Consider the following 24,631-nt stretch of genomic DNA (forward strand, 5'->3'; position numbering starts at 1 on the left):
GGAGCCGGGCGGTGGCGTCCGGCTCCCGAGCGGGCGCTCGACGCCCGGGCCGGCTGACCCCTCAGCTCCGGAACGCCCGCGCGATCAGGAGCGCCGCCAGGAGCACCGCTGCGGCGGCCGCCGTGGCCGCCGGGAGGGCGAGCAGGAGCAGCAGCGAGACCGCGGCCGACGCGAGGGCCGGGCCGCTCGCCCCGGCAGCTCCGTGGTCGAGGCGCCGCACGATGGTCGCCACCAGCAGGGCGGCCACGGCGAAGGCGAGCAGCGCGTCGGCGTCGAGGATCACGGCCGCGAGCACGGCGACCAGGCAGAGGACGAGCTGGGCCGCCGCCGGCACGCCGGTCCTGCGGTTCCTGGTGGCGAGCACTGCCGGGATCTCCCCCGCGCCGGCGAGACGGACGAGGGCGCGCGCATCCCTCCTCCCGAGGTCGAGGAGCGCGAGCAGGACCGCGATCACCGCGGCGGCCTCGACGAGCCCGGACGCGGGCGTGCCCCGGGTGACAGCGCTCAGGGGGGTCTCCGAGGACGCGAGGACCTCGGGACCGGCCGCCAGGAGCAGACCGGTGCCGAGCGCGGCGGCGGCCGCCGTGGCGATCCCGATGCGCAGCAGGGCGGGGCGGAGAGCCGTCACCGCGCCGGAGCGGGAGGTCGGCAGGAGGATCAGGAGCAGGGCCGCGGCGGTGCCGGCTCCCAGCGGCCCTCCGTCGCGCAGCGGGTCGAGCGGCGCGGGGTCCGGAGGGGACACCAGCACGATCACGGCGGCGGCGGCCAGCAGGACGACGACCGCACCGACGAGGAGCAGGACCGGGCGAGCGGGGAGGCGCCCGCCGCGCAGACCGAAGAGCGCGACGGCCACGAGCAGCAGGACGGCCAGGGGCCGGGCCGCTCCCCCGAGGACCGACTGGGCCGCGGTCAGGGCCAGCGCGGCCGAGGCGAAGGCGCGCCCGACGATCCCGAGCCACTCGGAGGAGGGGCCGTCGTGGACGGTGCGCCCGGCGTCGGCGACGGCGCTCAGAGCCGCGGCGGCCGCCGCGACGGCGAGCCCGAGGAGCAGCCACCAGCCCGCCGCCGCGGCGGCCGGCGACCAGACCAGGAAGACCGCCGCCAGGGCGAGGGTCGCATCCGAACGCTGGGGCACGGCCTCACCCTAGGCGGTGGAGCCGGGGCGGGACCCGGGTGCGCCGTGCAGGGCGCACCCGGGGTGCGGGGTCCTACGCGTCGCCGTCGAACATCGACGTCACCGAGCCGTCGTCGAAGACCTCGTGGATGGCGCGGGCCAGCAGCGGAGCGATGGGCAGGATCGTCAGGCGGTCCCAGGTCTTCTCCGGCGGCAGCGGCAGAGTGTCGGTGACGACGACCGAGTCGATGAACTCGGAGCTCAGGAGCTCGACCGCCGGGTCCGAGAAGACGGCGTGGGTGGCCGCGACGACCACGCCGATCGCGCCCGCCTTCTTCAGCGCCTCGGCCGCCTTCGCGATGGTGCGCCCGGTGTCGATGAGGTCGTCGACGAGGAGGCAGACGCGGCCCTTCACCTCGCCGACGATCTCGTGGACGGAGACCTGGTTGGCGACCTTCGGGTCGCGGCGCTTGTGGATGATCGCCAGCGGGACGCCGAGCTTGTCGCTCCAGATGTCGGCGACGCGGACGCGGCCCATGTCGGGCGAGACGATGGTGAGGGTCGAGGGGTCGAGCTTCTCGCGGAAGTGCTCGAGCAGCACCGGCATCGCGAAGAGGTGGTCGACGGGGCCGTCGAAGAAGCCCTGGATCTGCGCCGCGTGCAGGTCGACCGACATGATCCGGTCGGCTCCCGCCGCCTTGAAGAGGTCCGCGACGAGGCGGGCCGAGATCGGCTCGCGGCCGCGGCCCTTCTTGTCCTGGCGCGCGTAGGGGTAGAACGGGGCGACCACGGTGATCCGCTTGGCGGAGGCGCGCTTGAGCGCGTCGACCATGATCAGCTGCTCCATCAGCCACTCGTTGATCGGGGACGTGTGCGACTGGAGGACGAACACGTCGCCTCCGCGGACCGACTCGCCGTAGCGGACGTAGAGCTCGCCGTTGGCGAAGGTGCGCCCCTCGGTCGTGACGAGCTCGGTCCCGAGCTCGGCGGCGACCGCCTCCGCCAGTGCCGGATGCGCCCTCCCCGAGACGAGGACCAGGCTCTTCTTGTTGCTGGCGGTGATGCCGGTCACTGTGCTCCGCTTCCTCCGGTGGGCGCCTGGTCGGATCCGGTGGGATCCGACGCCAGGGCCGCCTCGGCGGCGTCGGCCGCTGCGGTGCCCGGACGGTGGGTCTGCACCCACCCGGCCATGTTGCGCTGCGGAGCGACGGTGATCCCGAGGGCTCCGGCGGGGATGTCCTTGCGGATGACCGTGCCGGCGCCCGTGTACGCTCCGTCACCGATTCTAACGGGGGCGACGAAGACGTTGTGCGACCCCGCACGCACGTGCGAGCCCACCACGGAGGACGCCTTGCTCACCCCGTCGTAGTTGGCGAAGATCGAGCCGGCGCCGATGTTCGACTCCTCGCCGATGACCGCGTCGCCGACGTAGGAGAGGTGCGGGACCTTCGATCCCTCGCCGATCACGGCGTTCTTGGTCTCGACGTAGGTGCCGATCTTGCCGCGGGCGCCGAGCACGGTGCCGGGGCGGAGGAACGAGAACGGGCCGACCTGGGCCTTCGCGCCGATCACGGCGAGCGTCGCGTCGGAGCGCTTCACGACCGCGTCCTCGCCGACCTCGCAGGAGTCGAGCGTGGTGTCCGGGCCGATGACCGCGCCGGTGGCGATGACGGTCGGGCCCTTGATCTGCGTGCCCGGGAGGATCTCGACGTCCGGGGCGAGGACCGCGTCCACGTCGATCCAGGTGGTCGCCGGGTCCTGGATCGTGACGCCCTCGAGCTGCCAGCGGCGCACGATGCGCGCGTTGAGCTCGAGCGCCGCGTCGGCGAGCTGGGCGCGGTCGTTGATCCCGGCCACGAGCCAGCGGTCCTGCACAGGGACGGCCTCGATCGCGCGGCCGGCGGCCTTGAGCGCGGCGGCGGCGTCGGTGAGGTACTTCTCCCGCTGAGCGTTCTCGGTGCCGATCGCGCCGATGACCGAGCGGAGCGCGGCGGCGTCGAAGGCGTAGACGCCGGCGTTGATCTCGGTGAGGTCGAGCTCGTCGGGGCTGGCGTCCTTCTGCTCCACGATGGAGGCGAAGGCTCCGTCGGCGCCGCGGACGATCCGGCCGAAGCCGGTCGGGTCCTCGAGCACGCAGGAGAGCATGGTGAGCGCGTTCGCCGCGGCGAGGTGCTCGTCGAGCAGGCGGCGGAGGGTCGGCGCGTCCAGCAGCGGGACGTCGGCGCTCAGCACGACGACCGTGCCGGCGAAGGACTCCGGGAGCGCCGCGAGGCCCTGCTCGACCGCGCGGCCGGTGCCGGGCGTCTCGTCCTGGTCCACCACCAGCGCGGAGGGCGTGTGCTCGAGGACGGCCTCGGCGACCCGGTCGCGCTCGTGGCGCACCACGGTGACGACGTGCGCCGCGTCGAGCGAGGCGGCCGTGTCGAGCACGTGCCCGAGCAGCGGCCTCCCGGCGAGGCGGTGCAGGACCTTCGGGGTGCGGGACTTCATGCGGGTGCCCTGGCCTGCCGCCAGGATCACGACGGCGAGCGTGCTGTCTGCCATGTTCTTCGCGTTCTCCTCCGTGAGCGCACCGTCCTGGTGCCGCTCCGCCACCAGGATTCGAACCTGGACCGGACAGCTCCAAAGGCTGCCGTGCTGCCGTTACACCATGGCGGACCGCGCGATCGCGCGCCGTCCATCCTGCCATCCCCGCGCCCCCGGCCCCGCCTCGGGCGCGGGCGGCCGCCGCTCGGGCGGGCGACGGCGGCCCGGGAGGCCCCCGCCTCCCGGCCGTCCGCCTCCCGGCCCGTCCGCCTCCCGGGCCCGTCCGCCTCCCGGCGTCGCCCGAGCCGCGCAGCCGCCACAATGGACGGGTGAGTGCGAATGACGAGGTCGACGGGATCGTCGACGCCTGGGTCCGGGAGCGGCCCGATCTCGATTTCACGCCGCTCCAGGTCTTCTCGCGGATGCGCCGGCTGGCCAAGCAGCTCGAGCGCGCGCGCGGCAGCGCCTTCGGCCGGTCGGAGCTCGAGACGTGGGAGTTCGACGTGCTCTCGGCCCTGCGGCGCGCGGGCGCGCCGTACCGGATGAGCCCCAAGCAGCTCCTCCAGGCGACCATGGTCACCAGCGGCACCATGACCAACCGCATCGACCGGCTGGTCGAGCGCGACCTGGTCGAGCGCCTCGACGACCCGAACGACGGGCGCGGCGTGCTGGTGCAGATGACGCCGTCGGGGCTCGCCCGGGTCGACGCGGCGATCACCCGCCTGGTCGACGCGGAGCAGGAGCTGCTCGGCGCGCTCACCCACGCGCAGCAGGAGCGGCTGGCGCAGCTCCTCAGAAAGCTCTCCCTCGACTTCGGCTGAGCCGGTCGCCCCGGGCCCGCGACGGCGGCCCGCCCACGCGGTACGGGACAGCTGCCGGTGCCGCGGAGGAGAGCGGCGTCAGCCCTCGAGCTGCTCCGAGAGCTCCAGCCAGCGCAGCTCGAGCTCGGCCGCCTCGTCCTCGTAGGCTCGGAGCGAGGCGTTGAGCGCCAGGATGCCGTCGTAGTCGTCCTGGTCGTGCGTCGCCATCTTCTCGTGCACGGTCTTCGTCAGCTGCGTGAGCTTGTGCAGGCGCCGGTCGATCGCCGACACCTCCTTCTCCGCGGTGCGGCGCTCGGCCCCCGCGAGTCCGCTCGACGCCGGCGCGGCGGAGGAGGAGCCCGACGACGCCGCCGCGGGCGCACCCTTCTCGAGCGCGCGGCGCAGGTCGAGGTACTGCTCGACGCCGCCGGGCAGGTGGCGGAACGCGCCGTCCATCACGGCGTACTGCTGGTCGGTGACGCGCTCGAGCAGGTACCGGTCGTGCGAGACGACGAGGAGGGTGCCCGGCCAGGAGTCGAGCAGGTCCTCGATCGCGGCGAGCATGTCGGTGTCGAGGTCGTTGGTCGGCTCGTCGAGGATCAGCACGTTGGGCTCGCTGAGCAGGATGAGCAGGAGCTGGAGCCTCCGGCGCTGACCGCCCGAGAGGTCCTTCACCGGCGTCGAGAGCTGCGCGCTCGAGAAGCCGAGGCGCTCGAGCAGCTGGCCCGGAGTCATCTCCTTGCCGCCGATGGAGTAGCTGGTGCGCTGCTCCGCGATGATCTCGCGGACGGGCCGGTGCTGGACCCCGGTCAGCTCGCGCAGCTGCTGGTCGAGGATCGCGACGCGCACGGTGGTGCCGCGCTTCACCCGGCCGCTCGTCGGCTCCACGCTGCCCGCGACCAGGCCGAGGAGGGTCGACTTGCCGGCGCCGTTCACGCCCAGGATGCCGGTGCGCTCGCCGGGCGCGATCCGCCACTCGATGCGGTTGAGGACGGTCCGCTCGCCGTAGCGGACGGTGACGTCGAGCAGGTCGACGACGTCCTTGCCCAGGCGCGAGACGGCGAGCTGCGAGAGCGAGACCGAGTCGCGCACCGGGGGCTCGTCCTCGATCAGCTGGTTCGCGGCGTCGATCCGGAACTTGGGCTTCGCCGTGCGGGCGGGGGCGCCGCGGCGGAGCCAGGCGAGCTCCTTCTTCATCAGGTTCTGGCGCTTGGCCTCCATGGTCGAGGCCATCCGGTCGCGCTCGACGCGCTGCAGGATGTACGCCGCGTACCCGCCCTCGAACGGCTCGACGAGACGGTCGTGCACCTCCCAGGTGGCGGTGCAGATCTCGTCGAGGAACCACCGGTCGTGGGTGACGACCGCGAGCCCGCCCGACGACGCCGCCCAGCGGCGCTTGAGGTGCTCGGCGAGCCAGGCGATGCCCTCGACGTCGAGGTGGTTGGTGGGCTCGTCGAGGAAGACGACGTCCCAGTCGCCGACGAGCAGCTTCGCGAGGGCGACCCGGCGCCGCTGCCCGCCCGAGAGGGAGCCGACCACTCCGTCCCAGGGGACGTCGCGCAGCAGGCCCGCGATCACGTCTCGGGTGCGCGCGTCGCCCGCCCACTCGTGCTCCTGGAGCCCGCCGACGACGGCCTGGGCGACGGTGAGGTCCTCATCGACCGTGTCGGCCTGGTCGAGCATCCCGAGCGTGACGCCGCGGCGGTGCGTGACGCGGCCGCTGTCCGGCTCGATGCGCTGCGCGAGCAGGCGCAGGAGGGTCGACTTGCCGTCGCCGTTGCGTCCGACGATCCCGATGCGGTCGCCCTCCTCGATCCCCAGGGAGACGTCGTCGAAGATCACGCGTGTGGGGTACTCGAGTCGCAGCGCCTCGGCGCCCAGCAGATGTGCCATAGGGATCCAGCCTAGGCGGTGCCGCCTGAGCGGTCCGCCGCGGGTCGATCACAGTGCGGCCGGGTCGCGGCCCCCGGACCTCAGCCCGCGGCTGCCGGCTCCGAGACGGACACCGAGCGGCGGTGCAGTCCCGTGGCACCGTCGGGAGCGGGCGGGCGCTCGACCGTGGTCTGCACCGTGCCGTCCGCGTCGGTGGCGCGCACGGTCACGACGTGGTCGCCGACCGTCGCGTCCCACTCGAGGACCCACTGGATCCACGTGTCCGCGGTGACCTGCTCGGCGAGGCGCGCCTCCTGCCAGGCGCCGCCGTCGATCTGCACCTCCACCTTCGCGATGCCGGTGTGCGGCGCCCAGGCGACTCCCGCCACGGCGACCGTCCCCGCCTCGACGGGCTGGCCCTGGCGCGGCACATCGATCCGCGACTCGATCTTGATCGGACCGCGCTCGGTCCAGCCGCGCGTCGACCAGTACGCCAGGTCCTCCGCGAAGGTCGTGACCTTCAGCTCGACGACCCACTTCGTCGCCGAGACGTATCCGTACAGGCCGGGGACGACCATCCGGACGGGGAAGCCGTGCTCGACCGGGAGCGGCTCGCCGTTCATCCCGACGGCGAGCAGGCTCGCGCGGTCCTCGTCCTGCAGCACGTCGAGCGGGCTGGAGGCGGTGAAGCCGTCGATGCTCCGCGAGAGCACCATGTCGGCGCCGGCGGTCGGCCGGGCGCGGGCCAGCAGCTCGCGGATCGGGTAGCCCAGCCAGAGGGCGGTGCCGATCAGGTCGCCGCCGACCTCGTTGGACACGCAGGACAGGGTGACCAGATGCTCCTCGAGCGGCAGTGCCAGCAGCTCGTCCCAGGTGATCTCGATCTCCTCCTCCACCATGCCGGTGATCTTCAGCGACCAGTCGGCGGGCTCGACCGACGGCACCGAGAGCGCGGTGTCGATCCGGTAGAACGAGGAGTTGGGAGTGACGTAGGAGCTGATGCCGTCGATGTCGTCGAGCACGGCGCCCGCCGGGACGGGCGCGGCGGCCGAGGCGGGAGCCGGCAGGGACACGGCCTCGCGCACGGCCGTAACGGCGGCGGAGGCGGACGTGAGGAAGCGGGCGCCGATGCCGGCGGCGACCGCGGCGACTCCGGCGATCCCGACCAGGCGGAGGAACGACCGGCGGTCCGGGGAGTCGCTCTCGCGCTCCTCCTGCCAGCCGCGGAGGCGGACGGAGGCCGAGCGGAGCACCGCGGCACCGGCCACCATGCCCACGACGCTCGGCGCCGCGTCGATCCCGGACGCGCCCTCGCGGCTGACGGCGGCGAGCGCACCGGCGCCCGCGACGACGGCCAGCAGCAGCACGCCGAACGGCGGGCGGCGGTACTCGAGGACTCCCGCGCCGACGGCCAGCAGCGCGATCGCGAGGCCGATCGAGACCAGCAGCACGAGCTTGTCGCCGGTGCCGAAGAGCGCGATGACCGTGTCCTTCACGCCCGGGGGCACGATGTCGATGACGAAGCCGCCGACCGCGACCAGCGGACTGCCGCCCGCTCCGGTGAAGACCGCGACGACCTCGGCGGCCGCGAGGGCGACGACGGCGGCCACGATCCCGGAGAGGATCGCGAAGAGGGTGGCTCGGCGGGACATGAGCGGCACTCTAAGCCACGAGGTCGGAACTTCTCTGCGGACCGTCTGTGGAGGGCGCCGGGCGCGAGGCTCGCGAGCCCCGCTCCGGAGGCACCGCCTCCGCGACTAGGTCGAGAGCAGGCGAGCCCCGTGGACCGGGCCGGACACCCGCACGGCGCTCAGCCGCGCGGAGCTCAGCTCGCGCTGCAGGTCGGCCGCCGCATCGGCGTCCGGAGCGAGGAACGCGACGGTCGGTCCGGACCCCGAGACGAGGCCGCCGAGCGCTCCGCGGCCCTCGCCGAGCTCGAGGATGCGGGCGAGCCCTGGCTGCAGGTGCAGCGCCGGCGCCTGGAGGTCGTTGTGCATCGCGTCGGCGAGCATGGCGGCGTCGCCGGCGCGGAGGGCCTGCAGCACGTTCGGATCGATGGTGGGGGTCGCCGAGATCGGGCGGAAGTCGTGCAGGTGGCGCTCGCGGTGCCGGTCGAGCTCGCTGTAGACCTCGGGGGTCGACAGGCCCTCCTCCGAGAGGACCAGCACCCACTCGAAGCGGCCCTTGGCGAGCGCCGGGCTCAGCTCGTCGCCTCGGCCGACTCCGATCGCGGTGCCGCCGGTGAAGGAGAAGGGGACGTCGGCGCCGAGGCTCGCGGCGATGCCCAGCAGCTGCTCCCTCGTGCAGGCCGTGCCCCAGAGCGCGTCGCAGGCGAGCAGGGTCGCCGCCGCGTCGGCCGAGCCGCCGCCCATGCCGCCGGCGATGGGGACGTTCTTCTCGATCTCGAGGTGCACGCCGCCGCGGTAGCCGGTCGCCCGGGCGAGCGCCCGAGCCGCCTTGATCGCGAGGTTGGAGCCGTCGACGGCCAGGCGGGAGGTGTCGATCGAGCCCGAGAAGGAGACCGAGAAGTCGGCCGCCTCCTCCGCGAACACGTCCTCGTAGAGGGAGAGCGACTGGAACGCGGTGGCCAGCTCGTGGTACCCGTCGTCGCGCACGGCGCCGACCTTGAGGAACACGTTGATCTTGCCGGGCGCCCGCGCGTGGACCCGGTTCGACGTCGCGCGGTGGGCCATGCATCCACGCTACAGGGTGGCGGAGGCGCCCTCGTCCGCACCCGGGGCGGGCTCCCCGTCGCCGTCCGCGTCGTCCCCGTCGGTCTCCGCCGGCGACCCGTCGGGCACCGCCGCGCCGCGCACGGGGACCCGCGCCGGATCGAGCTCGCGGCCCAGGCGGACGAAGGCGGCGACGTCCAGCTCCTCGCCGCGCGCGGTCTGCGGGACGCCGGCCCGCTCGAGCGCGACGATCGCCGCGGCGCTGTCGCCGAAGAGGGTCGCGAGCGACTGGCGGAGCATCTTCCTCCGCTGCGCGAACGCCGCGTCGACGACCGCGAAGACGGCGCGGCGCAGGGTCTCGTCGCCCGGCTCCTCGCCGCGGTCGAACGCGACGAGCACGCTGTCGACGTTCGGCACCGGCCAGAAGATCTGACGCGAGACCGCGCCGCCCGTCGTCCAGGAGCCGAACCACGCCGCCTTGACGCTCGGGCCGCCGTAGACCTTGGAGCCGGGACCGGCGGCGAGCCGGTGCCCGACCTCGGACTGCACCATCACCACTCCGGACCGGATGCTGGCGAAGTGCTCGAGGAAGTGCAGGAGCACCGGCACCGAGATGTTGTACGGGAGGTTGGCGACGAGCCGGACCGGATCCCCCGGCAGGTCGAGCACCTTCATCGCGTCGGCGTGCACGACCGCGAGATCGGCGCCCGGCGCCATCAGCTCGACGGTGCGCGGCAGCTGCTCGGCGAGGCGCCCGTCGATCTCGACGGCCACGACCTGCGCGCCCGCCTCGAGCAGGCCGAGGGTCAGCGATCCGAGGCCGGGGCCGATCTCGACGACGGTCTCCCCCGGGCGCACCCGAGCGAGCTTGACGATGCGGCGGACCGTGTTGGCGTCGTGCACGAAGTTCTGGCCGAGCTTCTTGGTCGGCGTGACGTCGAGGAGGCCGGCGAGGTCGCGGATCTCGGCCGGGCCCAGCAGGCGCGGGATCGCGGCGGCCGTCGGCTCGGCGGCGTGGCGGCCGCTCATGCGAGGGGTCCGACCGGCTCCGTCGGCTCGGAGCCGACCTCGCCGCCCCACTCGCCGTACACGGCCTCCGTGTTCGAGGCGATCGTCGCGGCCAGGTGGCCGACGTCGGTCTCGAGGGTCGCGGCCATCGAGCGCAGGGTGTGCGGGAGGAGGTAGGGCGCGTTCGGGCGGCCGCGGAAGGGCGACGGAGTGAGGTACGGCGCGTCGGTCTCGACCAGGATGAGGTGCCGAGGAGTCGCGACGAGCGCCTCCCGCAGCGGCTCGGCGTTCTTGAACGTCACGGTGCCGGCGAAGGAGAGGTACCAGCCCTCGTCCGTGCACATCCGCGCCATCTCCGCGTCCCCGGAGAAGCAGTGGAAGACGGTGCGCTCGGGGGCGCCGACGCGGCGCAGGGTCTCGATGACCTCGCGGTGCGCGTCGCGGTCGTGGATCTGCAGCGCGAGGTCGTGCTCCTTCGCGATGCGGATGTGCTCCTCGAAGGAGCGGAACTGCGCGGCGCGGCCGCTCTCGCCGGTGCGGAAGAAGTCGAGCCCGGTCTCGCCGATGGCGCGCACCCGCGGCTGCTCCGCCAGCTCGGCGATCACGGCGAGGGCGGCGTCGAGCTCGCCGCGCTGCTCCAGCTCGGGCGCCTCGTTGGGGTGGATCGCGACGGCGGCCAGCATGCGCGGCTCGCTCGCCGCCTGCTCGGCCGACCAGCGGCTCGTCTCGACGTCCGTGCCGACCTGGACGACGCCGCGGACCCCGACGGTGGAGGCCCGGTCGAGCTGCTCGCGGTGGTCGAGCGGCTCGAGGCCGTCGGCGATCTCGAGGTGCGTGTGGTTGTCGTAGACGGGGACGACGAGCGCCTCGGGCAGCGGCGGGTACGTCAGGTCGCGGCCGGACGAGGCCTCGCGGGAGCGGACGTGCTGGCTGTCGGTCATGCGCTCCAGGCTACCGGGAGGGCTCGCGGGGGCCGGAGTCCCGGGTGGACGAGGGCCGAGAGGCGGCCGCTGAGGCGCCCTGAGCGGATCGGGTCAGCACCCGATCGGATCGGGACAGCCCGCCTCCCGCGCCGCCGGGAGGCTGGAGCCATGACAGACACCGAGCTCCTCGCCCCTTCCGCATCCGGCTCCCTCGCCGGACGCCACGCCCTCGTCACCGGATCCTCGAGCGGGATCGGCGCGGCCATCGCCCGCCGCCTCGCCGGGGCCGGCGCTCACGTCCTCGTGCACGGACGCGACCCCGAGCGGGTCGGGTCCGCCGTCCGCGGCATCCGCGCCGACGGGGGCACCGCCTCCGCGCTCGTCGCCGACCTCGCGGGCACGCCGGAGGAGACCCGCGCCGTCGCCGCCCGGGCGCTGACCCTCCTCGACGGGCGGATCGACGTCCTCGTCAACAACGCCGGAGTGTTCCCGGTGGGGCCGACCGCCGACCTCAGCGACGCCGACGTCGAGTCCCTCCTCACCACGAACATCCGCGTGCCGCACCAGCTCGTCGCGGCGATCGCCCCGGCCATGGCCGAGCGCGGGAGCGGAGTGGTCGTCAACATCACCTCGTGGATGGGACGGGTGGGAACGCCCGGAACCGCGCTCTACCCCGCGACCAAGGCGGCGCTGGAGCACCTCACGCGGGCGTGGGCGGCCGAGTACGGCCCGAGCGGCGTGCGCGTGGTCGCCGTCGCGCCCGGCGCGACTCTCACGCCCGGCAACGAGCACGCCGCGGCGATCCTGGAGCAGATGACCGCGTCCGCCCCCGCCGGCCGGCCCGGACGTCCGGACGAGATCGCCCTGGCCGTGCGCTGGCTCGTCTCGGACGAGGCCTCGTACGTCCACGGCACGACGCTCGACGTCGACGGAGGCATCGTCGGCGCCCGCGTCTGACGCCGCGGTACGCGCCGCTCGGAGTCCCCGCGACAGCGCCCGCCGCTCAGTGGATCTGGACGAGCGGCCCGGGGTGGAGCGCAGCGTCGGCCGCGGGGGTCGTCTCGTAGGCGCGGCGGTAGTCGCGCCCGAAGTGCGACGCGCTCGCGTAGCCGACCGCGGCCGCGGCCTGCGCGGCGGTGTCGCCCCGGACCAGGAGCAGTCTCCTGGCCTCCCCCAGGCGGAGCCGCCGCAGGTAGCCCAGCGGCGACATCCCGGTCAGCTCGCGGAAGCGGCGGGTGAGCGTGGGCACGCTGGTGCCCGCCTCCGCGGCGAGCGCGCCGAGGGTCCAGCCGCGCGAGAGCGACGCGCTCATCGCCTCGACCGCACGGGAGACGGCCTCCGAGCGGACGGTGCTGGACGCGGCCAGCAGCCGGGGCGCCTGGTCCGTCTGCAGCAGCCGCAGCACGAGCTCGCGCGTGATCGCGGGGGCCAGCACCGGGATGTCGGCGGGGGCGTCGAGCAGACGGAAGAGTCGGCGCAGCGAGTCGGCCATCTCCTCCGTGACCGTGCCGATCCGCGGGGCGGGAGCCCGCGGGGCCGTCCGGGGGGCGAGCGCCGCGATCTCGGCCACCACGAGCGGGTCGAGACGCCAGTTGGCCGACAGGAAGTCGCCGCGGTCGCCGGTCTCCACGACGGCCGCGACCACCGGCAGATCGACGGGGGTGATCAGGAAGCGGCCGGCGCCCCACCGCTCGTCGGAGTCGCCGACCACCGAGCGCTTCCGGCCGGCCAGCACCAGGCTGAGGGTCGGCGGGAACCGGGTGTAGACGAGCTCGGTCGGAGCGGTCACCCGGTGCAGGCGCAGGGCGAGCGCGGCGGCGCGCTCCGGGTGCCCGACGTGGCGCCGGGTGAGCTCGGCCGCCTGCTCGAGAGCGTCGAGGACCTCGCGCGTCATCAGCGCCCCGCCGTCCCCGGAGCGGAGGACCGCTCGCACCCGGCCCCTCGCGTTCGGATCGCGGTCATCGGGCACTCTCCTGCGGATCCTCCGTCGGCGACTCCAGGCCGCGCGACTGCTCCGTCCACGGGTCGAGGCGCGGCCGTCAGGACGCGGGAGCCTCGATGCGCGGGAAGAGCGCGGCGAGCGTCCCGACGGTCGTGCCGACGGGGAGGACCCCCCACCGGCCCGCCTCGCGGATCGGCTGCGCGGTGAGGGCGCCGAGCGACTCCGTCACGCCGAGCGCCTCCCAGAGGGACGCCGTCGCGCGCGGCACGACCGGCGAGAGCAGCACGGCCAGGGCGCGGAGCCCCTCCGTCGCGGTGTAGAGCACCGTGCCGAGGCGCTCGCGCTCCTCGCGCTTGGCGAGTGCCCACGGCTCCTGCTCGGTGATGTAGCCGTTGAGCTCCTCGACGATGCTCCACACGGCGGTGATCGCATCGTGGATCGCGAGCGCGTCGATCGACCGGTCGGCCGACGCGGCGGCCTCGGCGACGATGCGCTGCACGCGCTCCTCCGCCTCGGTCGGCTCGCCCGGCGCAGGCACGACGCCGTCGTAGTAGCGGTGCAGCATCGCGACGACCCGCGAGGCGAGGTTGCCGAAGCCGTTCGCGAGCTCGGACTGGTATCGCGCCGACAGGTCCTCCCACGAGAACGAGCCGTCCTGGCCGAAGGTGATGGCCCGGAGGAAGTAGTAGCGGAAGGCGTCGGAGCCGAAGGTGTCGGTGATCTGCTCGGGCGCGATGCCGGTGAGCTTCGACTTCGACATCTTCTCGCCGCCGACCAGCAGCCAGCCGTGGCCGAACACCTGCCGGGGGACCTCGAGGCCCGCGGCCATGAGCATGGCGGGCCAGATCACCGCGTGGAAGCGCAGGATGTCCTTGCCGACGATGTGGGTCGCGGGCCAGCGGCGCTCGAACTCCGCCTCGTCCTGGCCGTAGCCGACCGCGGTGATGTAGTTGAGCAGCGCGTCGAACCAGACGTAGACCACGTGCGAGTCGTCCCACGGGACCTTCACGCCCCAGTCGAAGCTGGAGCGGGAGATCGACAGGTCGGCCAGGCCCTGGCGGACGAAGCTCACGACCTCGTTGCGCGCCGACTCGGGCTGGACGAAGTCGGGACGCTCCTCGTAGAGCGCGAGCAGCCGCTCGGTGTACTCGCTCATCTTGAAGAAGTAGTTCTTCTCCTTCAGCAGCTCGACCGGCTTCGAGTGGATCTTGCAGACGTACTGGCCGGCGTAGTCGCCGGTGCCCTCCTCGAGGTCGGACAGCTGCTTGTACTCCTCGCAGCCCACGCAGTAGTAGCCCTCGTACTCGCCGGTGTAGATCGCGTCCTCGTCGTACAGCTTCTGCAGGAACTTCTGGACGTTGACCTCGTGCCGCGCGTCCGTGGTGCGGATGAAGTCGTCGTTGGCGATGTCGATGGTCTCGAGCAGCGGCTGCCAGGCGGTCCTCACGAGGCGGTCGGCCCACTCCTGGGGGGTCGTGCCGTTGGCGGTGGCGGTGCGGAGGATCTTCTGTCCGTGCTCGTCGGTGCCGGTCAGCAGCCAGGTGTCGTCGCCCGCCTGGCGGTGCCAGCGGGTGAGCACGTCGGCGGCGACCTCGGTGTACGCGTGCCCGATGTGCGGGACGTCGTTCACGTAGAAGATCGGGGTCGTGAGGTAGAAGGAGGCGCCGTCGGACATGGCGACCATCCTATTCACCGCGCGGCACCGCTCCCGGCGTGTGACGGACGCTGTGGACGACCGGCCGCGATCGCCGCCGGGGAGGGAGCCTCAGCCGCGGCGGGAGGCGAGCGCCGCCTCGTAGAGCGCGCGGCGGGAGAGCCCGGTGATCTCGGCGACCTCGGCCGACGCCTCCTTGAGCCGCGATCCGGCCTCGACGCGGGCCAGCACGTCGGCCAGCGCGTCCTCGAGCGACGCCTCCCGCGCGGGGGCTCCCTCGACGACCAGGCAGATCTCGCCGCGCAGGCCGTCGGCGGCCCACTCGGCCAGCTCGGCCGCCGTGCCGCGCCGGACCTCCTCGAACATCTTGGTGAGCTCGCGGCAGACGACGACGCGCCGCTCCGGGCCCATCGCCTCGACCAGGTCGGCGAGCGCGTCGCCGATCCGGTGCGGGGACTCGAAGAAGACCATGGTGCGCCGCTCGTCGACGAGCGCCCGGAAGGTCGAGACCCGCTCGCCGTGCCGGCGGGGCAGGAACCCCTCGAAGCTGAAGCGGTCCGTCGGGAGCCCGGACACGGCGAGCGCCATGAGCACCGCCGAGGGACCGGGCAGCGCGGTGACCGCGACTCCCGCCGCCACCGCCGCCTCGACCAGGTGGTAGCCCGGGTCCGAGACCGTGGGCATGCCAGCATCGCTCAGCACGAGCAGGTCCTCCTCGCGGGCCAGCTCCACCAGCTCGGCGGCGCGCTCGCGCTCGTTGTGGTCGTGCAGGGCGTAGAGGGCGGGCCGGTTCTCGACGCCCAGGGCGCGCATCAGCTGGATGGTCACGCGCGTGTCCTCGGCGGCGACGTGGCGGGCGGAGCCCAGCGCCTCCACGAGCCGGCGGGAGGCGTCGCCGAGGTTTCCGATGGGAGTGCCGGCGAGGATGATCATGCCGCCAGTCTCCCAGGCCGGGTCCGGGGCCTCCCGCCGCGGATCGCCGCCGTCCCGGGAGGAGGCGCCCCGTTAGCATGGCCGGGTGACGGACCGACCGCAGCGCGACTTCGACGACCTGCTCCTGGACGCGGCGGGATCGGCGCGCTCGGTCCCGGTGGAGCCCGCCGAGGCGTCCGCACCGCGCGAGCGCACCCCGCTCCCGGACGTGCCGCGCGGCTCCCGGTTCGACGACCTGCACACCCGGCTCGTCGCCTCCCCCGCGCGCCGCCGGCTGTACGAGCTCGGACTGCCGCTGCTGGTGGTCGCACTGGCCGCGGTACTGCGGCTGTGGAACCTCGGCCACCCGCGCTCGCTCGTGTTCGACGAGACCTTCTACGTGAAGGACGCCTGGACCCTCTGGAACCTCGGGTTCGAGGGCGCCTGGCCCGAGAACCCGGACCCCGGCTTCGCGGCCGGCGACGTGGACACCTTCACGGGGGCGCCGTCCTTCGTGGTGCATCCGCCGCTGGGCAAGTGGATCATCGGGCTCGGGATGGGCGTGTTCGGCGCGGACGACAGCGTCGGCTGGCGCGTCGCGACCGCCGTCGTGGGGATCCTCGCCGTCGCGCTGGTGATCGTGATCGGCCGCCTCCTGTTCCGCTCCACCCTCCTCTCCTCCTTCGCGGGGCTGATGCTCGCGCTCGACGGCCACGCGATCGTGATGTCGCGGGTGTCGCTCCTGGACGGGATCCTGATGTTCGTCGCGCTCTGCGGGGTCGCGGCGGTGCTGCTGGACCGGCGCTGGGCCGACCTGCAGCTGGCGCGGAAGGTGGCGGCGGGAGCGCTGCCGAGCTGGGGGCCGGTCCTGTGGTGGCGGCCCTGGCTGCTCGCGGCCGGCGTGCTCTTCGGCCTGGCCGCGGGCGTGAAGTGGACGGGCGTCTACTTCCTCGCGGCGTACGGCGTGTACGCGGTGGTCGTCGACGCGCTGATGCGGCGCCGCGCGGGCGTGCCGTTCTGGGGCAGCGGCGCGATCCTCAAGCAGGGTCCGGTCACCTTCCTCCTGGTCGTGCCGATCGCCCTGATCGCCTACCTCGTCACCTGGACGGGCTGGCTGCGCACCTCCGGCGGATGGGCCCGGCAGTGGGCGTCGGAGGCCCCCGGCAACGCCTGGACCGGGGCTCTGGCGTGGGTGCCGGACTGGGCGCAGAGCCTCTGGCACTACCACGTGCAGATGTACGACTACTCGATCAACCTGCGGGCCTCGCACCCCTACGAGGCGAACCCGCTCACCTGGCTGCTCATGCTCCGACCGACCAGCATGTACTTCGTCGACCAGGCGACGGGCGTCGACGGCTGCACCGCAGCACGCTGCGACGAGGCGATCACCTCGGTCGCCAATCCGCTCATCTGGTACGCCGGGGTCCTGGCGCTGGTGTACCTCCTCTACCGTCTCGCGCGGTACCGCGAGTGGCGCGCCGGCTTCGTGCTGATGGGGATCGTCGCGGGCTACCTGCCGTGGCTCCTCTACCTCGACCGCACGGTGTTCCAGTTCTACTGCGTCGTCTTCGAGCCCTACATGATGCTGGCACTGGCGCTGACGGCCGGGATCGTGATCGGGAGTCCGGGCGACGAGCGGAGGCGGCGCACCCGGGGCGTCCTCGTGGTGCTCGTCTTCGCGGTGGCGGCGGCCGCGCTGACGGCCTACTTCCTGCCGCTCTGGATCGGCGCGCAGACGTCCTTCCCCTTCTGGCAGGCCCACATGTGGCTGCCCTCGTGGGTATGATCCGGCGGCTGGGCCCGGGAGTCGCGGCCTGCGCCGTCGCGGCGGTGATCGCGGCCCTGCTGCACGCGACGGTGCCGGCAGTGCCGATGCTGACCGCGGCGGTCGCGCTCGGGATCCTCGTGGCGCAGCTGCCCGCGGCGCGCCCCCTGCTGAGCGGGGCGCTGGCGCCGGGCCTGAAGTTCTCGTCCCGCTCGCTGATGCGCGCCGGCATCGTCCTGCTCGGGCTGAAGCTCTCTCTGATCGACATCGCTGCGCTGGGCTGGGGCGCGATCCTGGTCGTCGTCGGGATCGTCCTGGCCACCTTCGGCCTGACCTGGGCGCTGGGCCGGGCGCTCCGGCTGCCCGGGCAGGAGCCGCTGCTGCTCGCGGCGGGCTTCTCGATCTGCGGGGCCTCCGCGATCGGCGCGATGGCCGGAGCGACCCGGGCGAAGGAGCAGGAGCAGGCGACGCCGGTCGCGCTGGTGACGCTCTGCGGCACGCTCGCGATCGCAGTGCTCCCCGCACTGCAGCAGCCGCTCGGGCTCTCCGACGTGCAGTTCGGGCACTGGGTCGGCGCCTCGGTCCACGACGTGGGCCAGGTCGTGGCGACGGCCCAGGTGGCGGGAGCGTCGGCGCTGGCCGTCGCGGTCGTGGTGAAGCTCACCCGAGTGGTCATGCTGGCGCCGATGGTCGCGGTGGCGGCGGCGGTCACGAGGCGCCGAGGCGGGACCGGCGGGACGCGCCCGGCGATCGTGCCGCTGTTCGTGGTCGGGTTCCTCGCCGCGGTGCTGCTGCGCACGCTCCTCCCCCTGCCGGAGGGACTGCTCGCCGCCGCCGACACCGCGCAGACCTGGCTCCTCGCCGCGGCCCTCTTCGCGCTCGGCAGCGCCGTCCGGGTGCGCGCGCTCGTGACGACGGGGTGGCGTGCTCTCCTCGTCGCCCTGGTGTCGTGGGCGGCGATCGCGGCGATGGGACTGGCCGCGGTGCAGCTGGCGCTCTGATCGGCGCTCCGATCCGCTCGACCGCTCTGTCGCGCACGGTCGCTCTGCACTGCGGGGCCGCTCTGTTACGCGATGCGTCGCTCCGGCGCGGCGGTGTCCGCGGCTCCCGCTAGCGTCGATCGCATGGCAGATCGTGAGTACGGCTTCAAGACGCGTGCGATCCACGCGGGCAACATCCCCGACGCGGTGACGGGCGCCCGCGCTCTGCCGATCTACCAGACCAGCGCCTTCGTCTTCGACGACACCTCCGACGCCGCGGCCCGCTTCGCGCTGCAGAAGTACGGCAACGTCTACTCGCGCCTGTCGAACCCCACGGTCGCCTCCTTCGAGGAGCGCGTCGCGAGCCTCGAGGGCGGCCTCGGCGCCGTCGCCACGGCCTCCGGGCTCTCGGCGCAGTTCATCACCTTCGCGGCGCTCGTCGGCGCGGGCGACCACGTGGTGTCCTCCGCCAACCTCTACGGCGGATCGATCACCCAGCTCGACGTCACGCTCCGCCGTTTCGGAGTGGACACCACCTTCGTCCGCTCGAGCGACCCGGCCGACTACGCGGCGGCGATCACCGAGAAGACCAAGGTGCTCTACGCCGAGACGATCGCGAACCCCTCCGGCGAGATCGCCGACATCGAGGGCCTCGCCGCGGTCGCGCACGCCGCCGGCATCCCGCTGATCATCGACTCCACGGTCGCCACGCCCTACCTCGTCCGCCCGATCGAGTGGGGCGCCGACATCGTCATCCACTCGGCCACCAAGTTCCTCGGCGGACACGGCACCACGCTCGGCGGCGTCGTCGTCGAGTCGGGGCGCTTCCACTACTCCCCCGAGAAGTTCCCGCTGCTGCACGACCCGGTCGCCTCCTACGGAGACCTGTCGTGGGACGGCAACTTCGGGGAGTACGGCTTCCTCACGCGCCTGCGCGCGGAGCAGCTGCGCGACATCGGGCCGGTCCTCGCTCCGCACTCCGCGTTCCTGCTCGCCCAGGGCGTCGAGACGCTGCCGTACCGGATCCAGGCGCACGTCGACAACGCGCGCCGCGTCGCCGAGTGGCTCGACGCCGACCCCCGCATCGAGGCGGTCTACTGGGCCGGGCTGCCCGCGCACCCGCACCACGACCGCGCGCAGAAGTACCTGCCGAAGGGACCGGGCTCGGTCTTCAGCTTCGTGGTCAAGGGCGGCCGCGCCGTCGGCCAGACCTTCATCGAATCGGTCGACCTCGCCAGCCACCTCGCCAACATCGGCGACGCCAAGACGCTGGTGATCCACCCCGCCTCGACCACCCACGCCCAGCTCACCGAGGACCAGCTCCTCCACGCGGGCGTCCTCCCCGGACTCGTCCGCCTCTCCGTCGGCATCGAGGACGCGGACGACATCATCTACGATCTCGACCAGGCGCTCGCCCGCGCGGTCGAGGAGCACGGCACCCCCGACGCTCCGACCGAGCTCCCCGAGGACACGACCACCACCCTGCACACCCCGGCCGTGGAGGTCTGAGCATGAGCACCACCGACACCGCCGACACGGTCGTCCAGCTGTCCAACGGGCTGAGCTGCTCGGTCCCGGCGAACTCGCCGCTGGCGAAGATGCTCCGCTCGCAGCGCACCTGGGTGGGCCCCGACGCCCGCAGGCGACTCGACATCCTCCGCCGCGCGAAGACCGTGGCGATCGTCGGCGCCTCGCCGAACCCGGCCCGCTCCTCCTACTTCGTCGCCACCTACCTGCAGCAGTCGAGCGACTACGAGCTCTACTTCGTGAACCCGAACGCCACCGAGATCCTGGGGCAGCCGGTCTACCGCAGTCTCGCCGAGCTCCCGGTCGTGCCCGACATCGTCGACGTGTTCCGCAAGGCGAGCGACATCCCCGCCGTGATCGACGACGTCCTCGCCGTCGGCGCGCCCACGGTCTGGGTGCAGCTGGGGATCTGGAACCAGGAGGCGGCCGAGTACGGCGAGTCGAAGGGCCTGACCGTCGTGATGGACCGCTGCATCAAGGTCGAGCACGCCCGCTTCCACGGCGGCCTGCACCTGCTCGGCTTCGACACCGGCCAGATCTCGGCGCGCAAGACGCTGCGCTGACCCGCCGCAGACCCTCGTCGACGCCGGATCTCCGTGGCTCCTCGACGCGGGCGCGGCTCGGGCGGCGCACTCCGCCGGCCCCGGCGTAGTCTCGGTGGATGAGCGCCTACGTCTCCGTCCTCGACCTGTTCAGCGTGGGGATCGGCCCGTCCAGCTCGCACACCGTCGGGCCGATGCGCGCCGCCCTCGCCCTCGCCGAGCGGATCCGCGACGCCGGGCTCCTCGGCCGTGTGAGCCGGGTGGGCTGCACCCTCTACGGCTCGCTCGGCTCCACCGGGATCGGCCACGGCACCCCCGACGCGGTGGTCGCCGGTCTCGCCGGCCTGGACCCCGAGACGTGCGACCCGGCGCTGGTGCGCGGGGCATGGCAGCGCCTCGACGCGGAGGGGACGATCCTGCTGGCCGGCGAGCAGCGCCTCGCGATGACGCGCGACGACGTCGTCTTCGAGCCGCGCACGAGGCTGCCGGAGCACCCGAACGCCCTCACCTTCAGCGTCTGGGTCGGCGACGACGCGCTGCCGGTGTGGGAGGAGACCTACTACTCGATCGGCGGCGGCTTCATCCGGCGCGCGGGCGAGCGTGCCGAGCTGGCTGCGCTGGCCCCGCACCCCTACCCCTTCGTCTCCGGGCTCGACCTGCTGGCGACCTGCGATCGGACCCGCTCCGGCATCGCCGAGATCGCCGCCGCGAACGAGCGCGCTCTGCACCCCGGGGTCGACATCGACGCCCGCCTCGACGCGATCTGGGACGCCATGGCCGCCTGCGTCGAGCACGGCCTGGCGACCGACGGCGTGCTGCCGGGCGGCCTGGGCGTCCGCCGCCGGGCCTCGGTGCTCCGCGAGCGGCTCGAGGCCTTCGAGGAGGATCCGCTCGACCGCGCCCGCGCGACCTCGGTGGAGTGGCTCCACGCCTTCGCCCTCGCGGTGAACGAGGAGAACGCCGCAGGCGGGCGCGTCGTGACGGCTCCGACGAACGGAGCGGCGGGCATCATCCCCGCCGTCGGGCACTACTACCTCCGCTTCGTCCCGGGCGCCGACCGCGCGGGGCTGCGCCGCTTCCTCCTCACCGCCACCGCGATCGGCTCGCTCTGCAAGACGAACGCCTCGATCTCCGGTGCGGAGGCGGGCTGCCAGGGCGAGGTCGGCTCGGCCTGCGCGATGGCCGCCGGAGCGCTCTGCGCGGTGCTCGGCGGCAGTCCGCGCCAGGTCGAGAACGCGGCCGAGATCGCGATGGAGCACCACCTCGGACTGACCTGCGACCCGGTCGGCGGGCTCGTGCAGATCCCCTGCATCGAGCGGAACGCGATCGCCTCCTCCACCGCCGTGAGCGCGGCCCGCCTCGCGCTGCACGGCGACGGCGACCACCGCGTCTCGCTCGACGCGGTCATCGAGACGATGCGCCAGACCGGCATCGACATGTCGTCGAAGTACAAGGAGACGAGCGAGGGCGGCCTCGCGGTCAACGTCATCGAGTGCTGAGCGCCCGGCGGCGTCCGTGACCGTGCGTGACGCACGGGGGCGCGCCTGTCGGCGGTCGCGCCTACCGTGGGGCGGGTGAGCACCTCCTCCGCCCCGTACCTCGCCCGGCCGATCGTCTCGACCCAGTGGCTCGCCGACCAGCTCGGCCGCGAGCACCTCGTCGTCGTCGACGCCAGCGTGCTGCTCGTGCCCGGCTTCGACGGGCGGCCCGGCTACCTCAGCGGCGACGAGCAGTACCTCCTCGAGGGGCATGTCCCCGGCGCCGTGTTCGGCGACCTGCTCGAGCAGCTGTCCGATCCGGCGGCTCCCCTGCCCTTCACCCGGCTCGACCCGGAGCGCTTCGCCGCCGCGACCGCCGCGCTCGGCATCGACGACGACTCGGTGGTCGTCGTGTACGACTCCGCGGTCGGCCAGTGGGCCTCGCGCCTGTGGTGGCTGCTGCGCTCGGCCGGGCACGACGCCGTCGCGGTGCTCGACGGCGGGCTCCCGGCCTGGCGGCGGGAGGAGCGCCCGATCGAGACGGGGCACGTCGAGCCCGCGGAGAGCGGAGGCATCAGTGTGCGCGAGGAGCGGCCGCTCTGGATCGACAAGGCCGGCGTCGAGAGCGTGGTGCGCGGCGAGGCTCCCGGGGCGCTGGTCTGCGCGGTCCCGCCGAAGGAGTTCACCGGGGAGGAGGGGCGCCGACCCCGCCTCGGACACCTGCCGGGCTCGCGGAGCGTCCCCGCCGGGCGGCTCGTCGACCGGGCCGACAACACGCTCCTGCCGCCGGAGCGGCTGCGGTCTCTGTTCGGAGACGCTCTCCAGGCCGAGCGAATCGTCCTCTACTGCGGCGGCGGGATCGCCGCGACGGCCGATGCGCTCGCACTGGCGGTGCTCGGAGTCGACACGGCGGTCGTCTACGACGGCTCGCTCAACGAGTGGGCCGCCGACCCCGAGGCGCCGCTGGTGGTCACGGCCGCGTGAGCAGCTCCTCCGGGAGGCGGGTCGTCGGCAGGGCGCAGACGAAGGCCTCGCAGGAGTAGGCGGTCGGCAGCCCCTCCCGCGAGATCCGCCCCTCGAACAGCTCGAAGCCCGCGTCCGCCCAGTCCCGGGCGCCCTCGTCGGACACGCCGACCAGCACGCCGATCCCGGCGGACCGGGCGCCCTGCACCGCCTCCGCCGCTCCGGGGCCCACGACGACCAGCTGCCTCACCGGGCGAGCCAGCCGCGAAGCGAGCCCGAGCACGGCGCCGAAGCCCATCGGCCGGCGGACCGCGCCCGGAGCGATCGAGGCGACGACCGCCTCGGCCGCCTCCCGGTAGCGCTGCGATCCGGTGAGCAGGTACAGCTCGTGCGCCGCGTCCGCAGTCGCCGACAGGCCGGAGGGGTAGGCGCCCTCGGAGGGGTCGGCCGCGAGCAGGAGTCCCCGCGCGGTCAGCGCCGGGTCTCCTCCCCCGGGCAGCGCGAACGGCAGCGGGCCGTCGGCCGCGTCGAGCGCGCCGTCGATCAGGGTGCGCGCCGCGACCGCGTAGCGCGGGCGGCCCTCCGCCAGGGCGAGCTCGAGGAGCCCGCCGGCCAGCATCCCGAGGTCCTCCAGCGCCGGGCGGGCCGCGGAGACGGCACCGTCGAGGGAGGCGCGCACCGTGACGCGGCCGTCGACGAGGTGCCGCTGCAGCACCGCGTCCGCCGCGCGCCGGGCGGCGTCGATCCACTCCTCCCGTCCGAGCACGCGTCCGGCGCGGGCGAGCGCGCGGATCGCCAGGCCGTTCCAGCCGGTGACGACCTTCTCGTCGAGAGCGGGAGGCGCGAGGCGGGACCGGTCCTCGGCGAGGTAGTAGCCGCCCTCCGAGCGCTGGCCGTCGACGATGCTCTCCGAGTCCTGCGCCGATGCGAAGCCGCCGCCCGGCCGCTCGAGAGTGGTCAGGAGGAACGCGGCGACGCCCTCCGCGATTCCGGTCAGCTCCTCCACCCGGGCGCCGTCGTGCCCGAGCAGGACGGCCGCGACGTCGAGCAGCTGCGCGTTGTCGTACAGCATCCGCTCGTAGTGCGGATCGCTCCAGTCGGCCTGCGTCGCGTAGCGGAAGAAGCCCCCGTCGCGGTCGCGGAGCGGGGACGCGGCCAGCGCGAGCAGCGTGCGCTCGGCGAGCGCCGCTCCCGAGGGCCGCGAGGCCAGGAACCCGAGCACGGGAGCCACCGGGAACTTCGGGGCGCCGCCGAAGCCGCCGTGCACCCGGTCCTCCTCGTCCTCGAGTGCGCGGACGGCGCCGTCGAGCTCGGCGTCGCCGGGCAGCGCGGCATCGGCGGGCAGCGCCGCGGTCGCCTCGCGCAGGGCCGCGGCCAGGCCGCCCGCCGTCGCCTGCACCTCCTCGCGCCGCAGCCGCCACGCCTCCGAGACCGCGTCGAGGACGTCCGAGAAGGCGGGCACGCCGCCGACGGCGCGCGGCGGGAAGTAGGTGCCGGCGAAGAAGGTCTCGCCGGCGGGGGTGGCGAAGGCCGTCAGCGGCCAGCCGAGCTGTCGGGTGAACGCGCTCGCGGCCGTCAGGTAGGCCGTGTCGACGTCCGGGTGCTCCTCGCGGTCGACCTTCACCGCGACGAAGTCCGCGTTCAGCCGCGCGGCGAGCACCGGATCCGAGAACGACTCCCGCGCCATCACGTGGCACCAGTGGCAGGTGGAGTAGCCGATGGACACCATCACCGGGACGTCGCGGCGCACCGCCTCGGCGAACGCCTCCTCGCCCCAGGGGAACCAGTCGACCGGATTGTCCGCGTGCGAGCGGAGGTAGGGGCTGACACTGGAGCGCAGACGATCGGCCATGCGCTCCACGCTAGACGCGGACGGAGCCTGCGGTCAGGGGGTTGCCGCGGGACGGAGGGTCAGGAGGTCCGCGGGGCGCCGACGTCCGCGGATCTCCCCCG

20 protein-coding genes and 1 tRNA gene are annotated in these 24,631 nt (G+C 73.9%); 8 read left to right on the forward strand and 13 right to left on the reverse strand.

What is annotated here, in order from left to right; genetic code table 11:
- Positions 1-61: 61 nt before the first annotated feature.
- The 4 genes from C5C37_RS01115 to C5C37_RS01130 form a co-directional block, all read right to left on the reverse strand.
- Positions 62-1,135, reverse strand: a complete 1,074-nt coding sequence (locus tag C5C37_RS01115; RefSeq protein ID WP_104338289.1) for a hypothetical protein — start codon at positions 1,133-1,135, stop codon at positions 62-64.
- 73 nt (positions 1,136-1,208) lie between these two features.
- Positions 1,209-2,186, reverse strand: a complete 978-nt coding sequence (locus C5C37_RS01120) for a ribose-phosphate diphosphokinase (protein ID WP_104222342.1) — start codon at positions 2,184-2,186, stop codon at positions 1,209-1,211.
- Complete coding sequence (gene glmU, locus C5C37_RS01125; RefSeq protein ID WP_104222372.1) at positions 2,183-3,658, reverse strand: bifunctional UDP-N-acetylglucosamine diphosphorylase/glucosamine-1-phosphate N-acetyltransferase GlmU; 1,476 nt, start codon at positions 3,656-3,658, stop codon at positions 2,183-2,185. Before glmU ends, C5C37_RS01120 begins: the two co-directional genes overlap by 4 nt.
- Before the next feature lie 42 nt (positions 3,659-3,700).
- A tRNA-Gln gene (locus C5C37_RS01130) sits at positions 3,701-3,772 on the reverse strand.
- Between the two features lie 197 nt (positions 3,773-3,969).
- Here C5C37_RS01130 and C5C37_RS01135 point away from each other — a divergent pair.
- Positions 3,970-4,461 (forward strand): MarR family winged helix-turn-helix transcriptional regulator, encoded by a 492-nt coding sequence (locus C5C37_RS01135; RefSeq protein ID WP_104222340.1) that lies wholly within the window; start codon positions 3,970-3,972, stop codon positions 4,459-4,461.
- Between the two features lie 78 nt (positions 4,462-4,539).
- On the opposite strand, the gene C5C37_RS01140 is transcribed toward C5C37_RS01135, so the two are convergent.
- From C5C37_RS01140 to C5C37_RS01160, 5 genes are all read right to left on the reverse strand, one after another.
- A complete protein-coding gene (locus C5C37_RS01140) occupies positions 4,540-6,333 on the reverse strand; it encodes an ABC-F family ATP-binding cassette domain-containing protein (protein WP_104222338.1) in 1,794 nt (597 codons plus the stop codon).
- 80 nt (positions 6,334-6,413) lie between these two features.
- Positions 6,414-7,964, reverse strand: a complete 1,551-nt coding sequence (locus tag C5C37_RS01145) for a molybdopterin-dependent oxidoreductase (RefSeq protein ID WP_104222336.1) — start codon at positions 7,962-7,964, stop codon at positions 6,414-6,416.
- A 105-nt stretch (positions 7,965-8,069) separates the two neighbouring features.
- The gene (locus tag C5C37_RS01150; RefSeq protein ID WP_104268899.1) at positions 8,070-9,005 is read right to left on the reverse strand and encodes a 4-(cytidine 5'-diphospho)-2-C-methyl-D-erythritol kinase; all 936 of its coding nucleotides are present in this window, start codon (positions 9,003-9,005) and stop codon (positions 8,070-8,072) included.
- A gap of 9 nt (positions 9,006-9,014) precedes the next feature.
- The gene (rsmA, locus tag C5C37_RS01155) at positions 9,015-10,013 is read right to left on the reverse strand and encodes a 16S rRNA (adenine(1518)-N(6)/adenine(1519)-N(6))-dimethyltransferase RsmA (RefSeq protein WP_181127341.1); all 999 of its coding nucleotides are present in this window, start codon (positions 10,011-10,013) and stop codon (positions 9,015-9,017) included.
- Entirely contained in the window at positions 10,010-10,933 is a 924-nt protein-coding gene (locus C5C37_RS01160; RefSeq protein ID WP_104222332.1) for a TatD family hydrolase, read from the reverse strand. Before C5C37_RS01160 ends, rsmA begins: the two co-directional genes overlap by 4 nt.
- Positions 10,934-11,083: 150 nt before the next feature.
- On the opposite strand from C5C37_RS01160, the gene C5C37_RS01165 reads away from it, so the two are divergent.
- Complete coding sequence (locus tag C5C37_RS01165; RefSeq protein ID WP_104338290.1) at positions 11,084-11,872, forward strand: SDR family NAD(P)-dependent oxidoreductase; 789 nt, start codon at positions 11,084-11,086, stop codon at positions 11,870-11,872.
- Positions 11,873-11,918: 46 nt separating this feature from the next.
- On the opposite strand, the gene C5C37_RS01170 is transcribed toward C5C37_RS01165, so the two are convergent.
- The 3 genes from C5C37_RS01170 to rsmI all read right to left on the reverse strand — a co-directional run bounded on the left by C5C37_RS01170 (position 11,919) and on the right by rsmI (position 15,444).
- The gene (locus C5C37_RS01170; RefSeq protein WP_258073994.1) at positions 11,919-12,884 is read right to left on the reverse strand and encodes an AraC family transcriptional regulator; all 966 of its coding nucleotides are present in this window, start codon (positions 12,882-12,884) and stop codon (positions 11,919-11,921) included.
- 70 nt (positions 12,885-12,954) lie between these two features.
- Positions 12,955-14,532: a methionine--tRNA ligase gene (gene metG, locus C5C37_RS01175; protein ID WP_104226924.1), complete on the reverse strand. Its 1,578-nt coding sequence runs from the start codon at positions 14,530-14,532 to the stop codon at positions 12,955-12,957.
- 90 nt (positions 14,533-14,622) lie between these two features.
- Positions 14,623-15,444: a 16S rRNA (cytidine(1402)-2'-O)-methyltransferase gene (gene rsmI / locus C5C37_RS01180; protein WP_104226923.1), complete on the reverse strand. Its 822-nt coding sequence runs from the start codon at positions 15,442-15,444 to the stop codon at positions 14,623-14,625.
- A gap of 85 nt (positions 15,445-15,529) precedes the next feature.
- On the opposite strand from rsmI, the gene C5C37_RS01185 reads away from it, so the two are divergent.
- The 6 genes from C5C37_RS01185 (at position 15,530) to C5C37_RS01210 (ending at position 22,699) form a co-directional block, all read left to right on the forward strand.
- Entirely contained in the window at positions 15,530-17,209 is a 1,680-nt protein-coding gene (locus C5C37_RS01185; RefSeq protein WP_258067634.1) for a dolichyl-phosphate-mannose--protein mannosyltransferase, read from the forward strand.
- Positions 17,206-18,189: a YeiH family protein gene (locus C5C37_RS01190; protein WP_104226922.1), complete on the forward strand. Its 984-nt coding sequence runs from the start codon at positions 17,206-17,208 to the stop codon at positions 18,187-18,189. Before C5C37_RS01185 ends, C5C37_RS01190 begins: the two co-directional genes overlap by 4 nt.
- A 123-nt stretch (positions 18,190-18,312) precedes the next feature.
- Entirely contained in the window at positions 18,313-19,677 is a 1,365-nt protein-coding gene (locus C5C37_RS01195; RefSeq protein WP_104226921.1) for an O-acetylhomoserine aminocarboxypropyltransferase/cysteine synthase family protein, read from the forward strand.
- 2 nt (positions 19,678-19,679) lie between these two features.
- On the forward strand, positions 19,680-20,258 hold the full coding sequence (locus C5C37_RS01200; RefSeq protein WP_104237688.1) for a CoA-binding protein: 579 nt from the start codon (positions 19,680-19,682) through the stop codon (positions 20,256-20,258).
- 98 nt (positions 20,259-20,356) lie between these two features.
- Positions 20,357-21,736 (forward strand): L-serine ammonia-lyase, encoded by a 1,380-nt coding sequence (locus C5C37_RS01205; protein ID WP_104247354.1) that lies wholly within the window; start codon positions 20,357-20,359, stop codon positions 21,734-21,736.
- Positions 21,737-21,811: 75 nt separating this feature from the next.
- Positions 21,812-22,699, forward strand: a complete 888-nt coding sequence (locus tag C5C37_RS01210; protein WP_146085137.1) for a sulfurtransferase — start codon at positions 21,812-21,814, stop codon at positions 22,697-22,699.
- On the opposite strand, the gene C5C37_RS01215 is transcribed toward C5C37_RS01210, so the two are convergent.
- Positions 22,686-24,530, reverse strand: a complete 1,845-nt coding sequence (locus C5C37_RS01215; RefSeq protein WP_104247352.1) for a thioredoxin domain-containing protein — start codon at positions 24,528-24,530, stop codon at positions 22,686-22,688. The two genes, C5C37_RS01210 and C5C37_RS01215, sit on opposite strands and share 14 nt — an antisense overlap.
- Positions 24,531-24,631 lie beyond the last annotated feature (101 nt).

It is taken from the genome of Rathayibacter sp. AY1F9 (assembly GCF_002932155.1).
Taxonomy (GTDB): domain Bacteria; phylum Actinomycetota; class Actinomycetes; order Actinomycetales; family Microbacteriaceae; genus Rathayibacter.

What these genes read in the sequence shown, in the direction of transcription:
- glmU (WP_104222372.1), bottom strand. Translation starts at nt 3,658, where the DNA reads ATGGCAGACAGCACGCTCGCCGTCGTGATCCTGGCGGCAGGCCAGGGC.
- C5C37_RS01140 (WP_104222338.1), bottom strand. Translation starts at nt 6,333, where the DNA reads ATGGCACATCTGCTGGGCGCCGAGGCGCTGCGACTCGAGTACCCCACA.
- C5C37_RS01145 (WP_104222336.1), bottom strand. Translation starts at nt 7,964, where the DNA reads ATGTCCCGCCGAGCCACCCTCTTCGCGATCCTCTCCGGGATCGTGGCC.
- C5C37_RS01150 (WP_104268899.1), bottom strand. Translation starts at nt 9,005, where the DNA reads ATGGCCCACCGCGCGACGTCGAACCGGGTCCACGCGCGGGCGCCCGGC.
- rsmA (WP_181127341.1), bottom strand. Translation starts at nt 10,013, where the DNA reads ATGAGCGGCCGCCACGCCGCCGAGCCGACGGCCGCCGCGATCCCGCGC.
- C5C37_RS01160 (WP_104222332.1), bottom strand. Translation starts at nt 10,933, where the DNA reads ATGACCGACAGCCAGCACGTCCGCTCCCGCGAGGCCTCGTCCGGCCGC.
- C5C37_RS01165 (WP_104338290.1), top strand. Translation starts at nt 11,084, where the DNA reads ATGACAGACACCGAGCTCCTCGCCCCTTCCGCATCCGGCTCCCTCGCC.
- metG (WP_104226924.1), bottom strand. Translation starts at nt 14,532, where the DNA reads ATGTCCGACGGCGCCTCCTTCTACCTCACGACCCCGATCTTCTACGTG.
- rsmI (WP_104226923.1), bottom strand. Translation starts at nt 15,444, where the DNA reads ATGATCATCCTCGCCGGCACTCCCATCGGAAACCTCGGCGACGCCTCC.
- C5C37_RS01190 (WP_104226922.1), top strand. Translation starts at nt 17,206, where the DNA reads ATGATCCGGCGGCTGGGCCCGGGAGTCGCGGCCTGCGCCGTCGCGGCG.
- C5C37_RS01195 (WP_104226921.1), top strand. Translation starts at nt 18,313, where the DNA reads ATGGCAGATCGTGAGTACGGCTTCAAGACGCGTGCGATCCACGCGGGC.
- C5C37_RS01200 (WP_104237688.1), top strand. Translation starts at nt 19,680, where the DNA reads ATGAGCACCACCGACACCGCCGACACGGTCGTCCAGCTGTCCAACGGG.
- C5C37_RS01205 (WP_104247354.1), top strand. Translation starts at nt 20,357, where the DNA reads ATGAGCGCCTACGTCTCCGTCCTCGACCTGTTCAGCGTGGGGATCGGC.
- C5C37_RS01215 (WP_104247352.1), bottom strand. Translation starts at nt 24,530, where the DNA reads ATGGCCGATCGTCTGCGCTCCAGTGTCAGCCCCTACCTCCGCTCGCAC.